The sequence below is a fragment of the Streptomyces sp. NPDC002265 genome (assembly GCF_040296125.1).
Taxonomy (GTDB): Bacteria; Actinomycetota; Actinomycetes; order Streptomycetales; family Streptomycetaceae; genus Streptomyces.
Map to the genome: position 1 here is coordinate 1 of NZ_JBEOWS010000398.1, position 8,321 is coordinate 8,321.

The following is an 8,321-nucleotide window of genomic DNA, read 5'->3' on the forward strand; positions in this document are numbered from 1 at the left end:
CCCGGGCCCAATGGAGCCCAGTATCCAGGGCGGGCGGCCTTCGCGGGGGGTGAAGCCGTCCGCGACTTCGCGGGCGACGCGGGCGCCCGCCTCGGACAGCTCGTACACGCGGTCGGCGATGTCGTACTCGCCGAGCGCGGAGTGGTTGGCGCCGAACGTGTTCGTCTCGACGCAGTCGACGCCCACGGAGAAGTAGGCCTCATGGACCGAACGGACGATGTCGGGCCGGGTCACATTGAGGATCTCGTTGCAGCCCTCGAGGTTCTGGAAGTCCTCGAGCGTGGGCTCCTGGGCCTGGAGCATGGTGCCCATGGCTCCGTCGGCGACCACCACACGGGTGGCGAGGGCCTCGCGGAGCGCGGACACACGGGTCCGGCTGTCGGCGGAAAGGGTCGGCGGCACAGAGGCCATGAAGGGGCTCCCTTTTGGTGCGACGGCTGTCGGCTTTGCGCCGCCCCGGGAGTACCGGGTGGGGTCCCTGGGCGGGCGCACCCCGTCAGGGTATCCGGGACCGGGGGCTTATGGTCGGGGCGTCCACGAGGCGGACGAGGATGGCGTGCGGGCCACGGCCGGGGGGCGCGTGACGCAACAGGTACCGACGGACCATTGGCGGGACGTCCGCCTGGACCGGTAGTGTTCGGCATTGCCGAACGTTGGCAGTTTAAGGCCGCGCATTGTCGGTCATGGGGACGGAGGCAGGACGGCGATGGCACGGAACATCCAGTCGCTCGAACGGGCGGCCGCGATGCTGCGGCTGCTCGCGGGCGGCGAGCGGCGGCTCGGCCTGTCGGACATCGCCTCGGCGCTCGGCCTCGCCAAGGGCACCGCGCACGGCATTCTGCGCACGCTCCAGCTGGAGGGTTTCGTGGAGCAGGACGAGGCCTCCGGGCGCTATCAGCTGGGCGCCGAGCTGCTGCGGCTGGGCACCACCTATCTCGACGTGCACGAACTGCGGGCGCGGGCGCTGGTATGGACGGACGACCTGGCCCGTTCCAGCGGGGAGAGCGTGCATCTGGGGGTCCTGCACCAGCAGGGCGTACTGATCGTGCATCACGTCTTCCGGCCGGACGACAGCCGGCAGGTGCTGGAGATCGGGGCCATGCAGCCCCTGCACTCCACCGCGCTCGGCAAGGTGCTGTCCGCGTACGACCCGGTGGCGCACAGCGAGGCCATGGAGGCCGACCGCAAGCCGTTCACGGAGCGGACCGTGTGCGAGTCGGTGGAGTTCGAGCAGGTCCTCGACGTGACGCGGGCGCGGGGGTACGCGGCCGATGTCGAGGAGACCTGGGAGGGCGTCGCGTCGATCGCCGCGCCCATCCACGACCGGCGGCGGATGCCGGTCGGCGCGGTCGGCATCACCGGGGCCGTGGAGCGGCTGCGCCGGGACGGGGAGCTGCGTCCCGAGCTGATCGCGGCGGTGCGCGACTGCGCCCGCGCGGTGTCGCGGGACCTGGGCGCCGCCCGCTTCTGAGCCGGCGCGGGCCCGCGCAGCCCCGCGACCCCGTGCGACCCCGCACGCCCGCACGCCCGCACGCCCATCACCTTCAGACCCTCAGGGCCTCAGGGCCTCAGGGCCTCAGGGCCTCAGACCGATGGACCGGAACGCCCGGTGGCGCTCCGGTCCTTGCCATGCCCTGAGGTGTACAAAGTGGGACAAAGTCTGGATGCGTGCACGTCATGGCCGCACTGCCGCCGTCCGGCCCCCGGCCGCACGGATATCTCCCGGTCATGAATAACGATCGCGACCGACGATCGCGTTTTCGATAACAGAACTCTTGACGCATGCCTGACGCCGGAGCAAGACTCCCGTCCACCGGTCGACATTGTCGAACACCTGACGGCAATACACGCTAAGGTGTGGCAACGCGTAAGGCCGGCATCGCTCTCACCCCCGAGGGCGTCGAACTCCCGGCGGGACCCGGGATTCGGCTTCCTGGACGAAGGACAAAGGAGTCGCGGGTGTCCAGCTCCGACATCTTCATCGGCGAGACCATCGGTACCGCCATACTCATCCTGCTCGGCGGCGGCGTCTGTGCCGCCGTCACGCTGAAGGCCTCCAAGGCCCGCAACGCCGGCTGGCTCGCCATCACCTTCGGGTGGGGCTTCGCCGTACTCACGGCCGTCTACACCTCGGCCCCGCTGTCCGGCGCGCATCTCAACCCGGCGGTCACGCTCGCACTCGCGATCAAGGACGGCGACTGGAGCAACGTTCCGGTCTACTGGGGCGGCCAGCTCCTGGGCGCCATGATCGGCGCGACGCTGGTCTGGGTCGCCTACTACGGCCAGTTCCAGGCGCACCTGACCGACGAGGAGATCGTCGGCGACCTCGGCGGGCAGCCCGCCAAGGTGCAGTCGGTCGAGGCCCGGGAGAAGGGCGCAGGCCCGGTCCTGGGCGTCTTCTCCACCGGCCCCGAGATCCGCGTGGTCTGGCAGAACCTGGCCACGGAGATCATCGGCACCGTCGTGCTCGTCCTCGCCGTCCTCACCCAGGGCCTCAACGACGCGGGCAACGGCCTCGGCACGCTGGGCGCGCTGATCACCGCCCTCGTCGTCGTCTCGATCGGTCTGTCCCTCGGCGGCCCGACCGGCTACGCGATCAACCCGGCCCGTGACCTCGGTCCGCGCATCGTGCACGCGCTCCTGCCGCTGCCCAACAAGGGCGGCTCCGACTGGCGCTACGCCTGGATACCGGTGGCCGGCCCGCTGATCGGCGGTGCGATCGCCGCGGGCATATACAACGTCGCCTTCGCCTGAGAACGCCGGCCCTCCGGAACTCGCCCCGTGCACCGCACGCACCGCATGTCCGGACCCGAAGCACCGAACCTCACCGCACGCGCCGTACGTACCGCCCCCAACCACGCAACTCCCAGGAGCAGACAGTGACCGACGCGCACACCGCCGGCCCGTTCATCGCCGCCATCGACCAGGGCACCACCTCGAGCCGCTGCATCGTCTTCGACCGCGACGGCCGGATCGTCTCCGTCGACCAGAAGGAACACGAGCAGATCTTCCCCAAGCCGGGCTGGGTGGAGCACGACGCCACCGAGATCTGGACCAACGTCGAGGAGGTCGTCGCCGGAGCCATCGCGAAGGCCGGCATCACCCGCGACGACATCAAGGCCATCGGCATCACCAACCAGCGCGAGACCACCGTGCTGTGGGACAAGAACACCGGTGAGCCCGTCCACAACGCCATCGTCTGGCAGGACACCCGCACCGACGCGCTCTGCAAGGAGCTCGGCCGCAACGTCGGCCAGGACCGCTTCCGCCGCGAGACGGGCCTGCCGCTCGCGTCGTACTTCGCCGGCCCCAAGGCGCGCTGGCTGCTCGACAACGTCTCGGGGCTGCGCGAGCGCGCCGAGGCGGGCGACATCCTCTTCGGCACCATGGACAGCTGGGTCATCTGGAACCTGACCGGCGGTGTCGACGGCGGCCACCACGTCACCGACGTCACCAACGCCTCCCGCACCATGCTGATGAACCTGCACACGCTGGAGTGGGACCCGAAGATCGCCGAGTCCATCGGCGTCCCGCTGTCGATGCTGCCCGAGATCCGCTCCTCGGCCGAGGTCTACGGCGAGGTCACCGGCGGCCGGCTGGGCGAGCTGCTCGGCGGCATCCCGGTCGCCTCGGCGCTCGGCGACCAGCAGGCGGCCCTGTTCGGCCAGACCTGCTTCTCCGAGGGCGAGGCCAAGTCCACGTACGGCACCGGCACGTTCATGCTGATGAACACCGGCGAGAAGATCATCAACTCCTACTCGGGCCTGCTGACCACGGTCGGCTACCGCATCGGCGACCAGAAGCCGGTGTACGCCCTGGAGGGTTCGATCGCCGTCACCGGTTCGCTGGTGCAGTGGATGCGCGACCAGATGGGCCTGATCTCCACCGCAGCCGAGATCGAGACGCTCGCGCTCAGCGTCGAGGACAACGGCGGCGCCTACTTCGTGCCGGCCTTCTCCGGTCTGTTCGCCCCGTACTGGCGCTCCGACGCCCGCGGTGTGATCGCCGGTCTGACCCGGTACGTCACCAAGGCGCACCTCGCTCGTGCCGTCCTGGAGGCCACGGCCTGGCAGACCCGTGAGATCACCGACGCCATGACGAAGGACTCGGGCGTCGAGCTCACGGCGCTCAAGGTCGACGGCGGCATGACCTCCAACAACCTGCTGATGCAGACGCTCGCGGACTTCCTGGACGCCCCCGTGGTGCGCCCGATGGTCGCCGAGACGACCTGCCTCGGCGCCGCCTACGCCGCCGGTCTCGCCGTCGGCTTCTGGAACAACACCGACGACCTGCGCGCCAACTGGCGCCGGGCCGCCGAGTGGACCCCCCGCATGGACGCGGAGCACCGCGACCGTGAGTACAAGAACTGGCTCAAGGCCGTCGAGCGGACCATGGGCTGGCTCGAGGACGAGGAGTAAGAACCACCGATGACCAGTCAGCCCACCCTGCAGTCCGTGCCTGCCCTCGGTACGCGCCCGGCCGCCGGCTCGAACCCGAGCCGTGCCGAGACCCGAGAGCAGCTTTCCAAGGCGTCGTACGACCTTCTCGTGATCGGCGGCGGCATCCTGGGCATCTCCACCGCCTGGCACGCCGCGCAGTCCGGTCTGCGGGTGGCTCTGGTCGACTCCGGCGACTTCGCCGGTGCCACCTCCTCCGCCTCCTCCAAGCTCCTCCACGGCGGTCTGCGCTACCTGCAGACCGGCGCGGTGAAGCTGGTGGCGGAGAACCACTTCGAGCGCCGTGCGGTCTCCCGCCAGGTGGCCCCCCACCTGGCGAACCCGCTCACGTTCTACCTCCCCGTGTACAAGGGCGGGCCGCACGGCGCGGCGAAGCTCGGGGCGGGCGTCTTCGCCTACTCCGCACTCTCCGCGTTCGGTGACGGTGTGGGTCACCTGCTCAGCCCGGCCAAGGCCGCGCAGGACGTGCCCGAGCTGCGCACCGACAACCTCAAGGCCGTCGCCGTCTACGGCGACGACCAGATGAACGACTCCCGGATGGCGCTGATGACGGTCCGCGCGGCCGTCGAGTCGGGCGCCGTCGTCCTCAACCACGCCGAGGTCACCGGGCTGCGTTTCACCCGGGGCCGGGTGACGGGCGCCGAACTGCGCGACCGTCTGTCCGGTGAGGAGTTCGGGGTGAACGCCCGCCTGGTACTGAACGCGACCGGACCGTGGGTGGACCACCTGCGGCGGATGGAGGACCCGAATGCAGCGCCGTCGATCCGCCTGTCGAAGGGCGCGCATCTGGTCCTGAAGCGGACCGCGCCGTGGAAGGCCGCGCTGGCGACCCCCATCGACAAGTACCGCATCACGTTCGCCCTGCCGTGGGAGGACATGCTGCTGCTGGGCACGACCGACGAGGAGTACGAGGGCGACCCGGCGGACGTCGCGGTCAACGACAAGGACACGGCCCAGATCCTCGACGAGGCGGCGTTCTCGATCCGGGACCAGCAGCTCGGCCGTGACCTGATCACGTACGCCTTCGCCGGTCTGCGGGTGCTGCCGGGCGGTCCCGGCGACACCGCCAAGGCCAAGCGCGAGACGGTGGTGACCGAGGGCCGGGGCGGCATGCTGTCGGTCGCGGGCGGCAAGTGGACCACCTTCCGACACATCGGCCGCACCGTGATGCGCAAGCTCCAGGAGCTGCCGGGGCACCCGCTCGGCGACGACTTCGAGCCGGTCGCCTCGCTGCCGAAGAAGCTGCCGCTGCCCGGGGTCGCCAACCCGCGCGCGGTCGCCCACCGACTGCTCACCGACCGTCCGGCGCCGGGACCGCGGATGGCGGCGGACACCGCCCGGCACCTGGCCACCCACTACGGCTCGCTGGCCTTCGACATCGCCCGGCTGGCGAACGAGGACCCGCGGCTGGGCGAGCGCGTGCACCCGGACGCGCCGGAGATCTGGGCGCAGGTCGTGTACGCCCGGGACCACGAGTGGGCCGAGACGCCGGACGACGTGCTGCGCCGTCGCACGACGCTCACGATCCGGGGTCTGGCCACGGACGAGGTCCGGGCGAGGGTCCAGGACGTGCTCGACGCGGAGTAGGCCCCTCGCCGGCCCTGCCTGACCGGGGCCGGCGCCGGGGTCCGCTTCCGCCGTCGTGTCAGGGGCGGCTCCACATCGGCGGAGCCGCCCCTTTCGCCGTCCCGGCCGGCCACAGGCACTGCTGGCGCCTGCGGGTGTCTACGGGCGCCTGCGGGCGCCTGCCGGGCGCAACGGGCGGCAGTGATCGGCGACTTGGCCGCGCCGGGCGGGCCGGGCCTCCATAATGCCCCTGAGACATCGGATGTCTCGGATGCGCGAGCGACAGGGGGCCCCTTCGTGGCAGTCACCGACGAGGCGATCGAGAAGATCAAGGACATGATCGTCTCCGGCGCGCTGCGCCCGGGTGACCGGCTGCCGAAGGAGAGCGAACTGGCCGCCGGCCTGGGGCTGTCGCGCAACTCGCTGCGGGAGGCGGTGCGCGCGCTGTCGCTGATCCGGATCCTGGACGTACGGCAGGGCGACGGCACCTATGTGACCAGTCTGGACCCGCAGTTGCTGCTGGAGGCGCTGAGTTTCGTCGTCGACTTCCACCGCGACGACACGGTGCTGGAGTTCCTCTCCGTGCGCCGCATCCTGGAGCCGGCCGCCACCGCGATGGCGGCCCCGCGGATCAGCGAGCGGCAACTGGACGTGCTCTCGGCCCGGTTGGACACGCTGGGCGAGGCGCCCTCGGTGGAGGAACTCGTCGCCTGCGACCTGGAGTTCCACCGGGACATCGTGCGCAGTGCGGGCAACTCGGTGCTGTGCTCGCTGCTCGACGGTCTGTCAGGACCCACCACCCGGGCCCGGATCTGGCGCGGGCTGACCCAGCAGGACGCGGTCGCCCGCACACTGCACGAGCACCGGGCGATCCTGGCCGCGCTGCGCGACCGGGACGCGGAGGCGGCGCGTTCCTGGGCGACCGTGCACATCGCGAGTGTGGAGCAGTGGCTGCGCAACACGCTGTGAATCTCCTGTGGATCCAAGGGGCGGAGCGCGGGCGGACGACGCCTGTCGAGGGTGTTCGGGCGTGGTGATCGGGGCAGTGATCCGTTCACTCCCCCGTGCAAGGGGGCTGCGGGCGCCCCCGCCGCACGCCGTAAGGTTGGGACGTACGCGAGGGCACGTCGGAAGGAGGCGCTGGGTGATCGAGCTCGAGGGGGTTCCCGAGCTGATCGACCCGGTCATGGTGGCCGCGTTCGAGGGCTGGAACGATGCCGGCGACGCCGCTTCCACCGCGGTCGCGCATCTGGAGAGGGAGTGGAAGGGCGAGGTGTTCGCGGCGCTCGACGCCGAGGACTACTACGACTTCCAGGTGAACCGGCCCACGGTGTGGATGGATGCCGGCGTGCGCAAGATCACTTGGCCGACGACGCGGCTGTCGGTGGTCCGGGTCGGCGGCGAGAAGCCGCGCGACCTGGTGCTGGTCCGCGGCATCGAACCGTCCATGCGCTGGCGCTCGTTCTGCAACGAGCTGCTCGGCTTCGCGCACGAGCTGGGCGTGGAGCTGGTGGTGATCCTGGGCGCGCTGCTCGGCGACACCCCGCACACCCGTCCGGTCCCGATCAGCGGGACCACGTCCGACCCGGATCTGGCGCAGCGCATGGATCTGGAGGAGACCAAGTACGAGGGCCCGACGGGCATCGTCGGCGTCCTCCAGGAGGCGTGCACGCACGCGGGCGTGCCGGCGGTGTCGCTGTGGGCCGCCGTCCCGCACTATGTGTCGCAGCCGCCCAACCCGAAGGCCACGATGGCTCTCCTCAACCGGCTGGAGGACCTCATCGACGTGCGCATCCCGCTGGGCGAACTGCCCGAGGACGCGCGCGCCTGGCAGGTGGGGGTGGACCAGCTGGCCGCCGAGGACAGCGAGGTCGCCGAGTACGTGCAGACGCTGGAGGAGGCCCGGGACACCGCCGAGCTGCCGGAGGCGTCCGGCGAGGCGATCGCCCGCGAGTTCGAGCGGTATCTGCGGCGGCGGGACGGCGGCGGACCGCCCGGGGCACCCGGAGCACCCGGGGGGCACGCCACGGAGGGCGGCGACGGGCCGTCGTCGCCGGGTTCGTACCGGCGCGACAGCCCCAGTGAGCGGACCCGGCCGCCGAAGCCTCCGAAGCCGAGCGCGGACGACGCGAAGCCGAGCGCGGACGACGAGGATTCGTCGGAGGACTGACCACGCCCGTGCGGCGGTCCCCGGTCCGGGCCCTGACCGCGTACGTGACCAGGGGCGGTTGGTGCCCGGTGGAGTAAGGCCCCCCTGGGTCGTGGGCGGCGGGGCGGGGGGTGCGGCCACCCGCGCGG

Annotated in this window: 7 protein-coding genes; 6 read left to right on the forward strand and 1 reads right to left on the reverse strand. The window is 71.2% G+C overall.

Annotated elements, in window-relative coordinates; genetic code table 11:
- Positions 1-411: homocysteine S-methyltransferase family protein (locus tag ABT085_RS40390; RefSeq protein WP_351620216.1), on the reverse strand; the 411-nt coding region annotated here is incomplete at its 3' end.
- A gap of 295 nt (positions 412-706) precedes the next feature.
- On the opposite strand from ABT085_RS40390, the gene ABT085_RS40395 reads away from it, so the two are divergent.
- From ABT085_RS40395 to ABT085_RS40420, 6 genes are all read left to right on the forward strand, one after another.
- A complete protein-coding gene (locus ABT085_RS40395; RefSeq protein WP_351620219.1) occupies positions 707-1,471 on the forward strand; it encodes an IclR family transcriptional regulator in 765 nt (254 codons plus the stop codon).
- Positions 1,472-1,959: 488 nt separating this feature from the next.
- Positions 1,960-2,754 (forward strand): MIP/aquaporin family protein, encoded by a 795-nt coding sequence (locus ABT085_RS40400; RefSeq protein WP_351620222.1) that lies wholly within the window; start codon positions 1,960-1,962, stop codon positions 2,752-2,754.
- Positions 2,755-2,879: 125 nt separating this feature from the next.
- Complete coding sequence (gene glpK / locus ABT085_RS40405) at positions 2,880-4,418, forward strand: glycerol kinase GlpK (RefSeq protein ID WP_351620225.1); 1,539 nt, start codon at positions 2,880-2,882, stop codon at positions 4,416-4,418.
- 9 nt (positions 4,419-4,427) lie between these two features.
- Positions 4,428-6,044, forward strand: a complete 1,617-nt coding sequence (locus tag ABT085_RS40410; RefSeq protein ID WP_351620228.1) for a glycerol-3-phosphate dehydrogenase/oxidase — start codon at positions 4,428-4,430, stop codon at positions 6,042-6,044.
- Between the two features lie 276 nt (positions 6,045-6,320).
- Positions 6,321-6,992, forward strand: a complete 672-nt coding sequence (locus ABT085_RS40415) for a FadR/GntR family transcriptional regulator (protein ID WP_351620232.1) — start codon at positions 6,321-6,323, stop codon at positions 6,990-6,992.
- Positions 6,993-7,167: 175 nt separating this feature from the next.
- Positions 7,168-8,193 carry a PAC2 family protein gene (locus ABT085_RS40420; protein WP_351620235.1) on the forward strand — a complete coding sequence of 342 codons (1,026 nt, stop codon included), beginning with the start codon at positions 7,168-7,170 and terminating at the stop codon, positions 8,191-8,193.
- Positions 8,194-8,321: the final 128 nt, after the last annotated feature.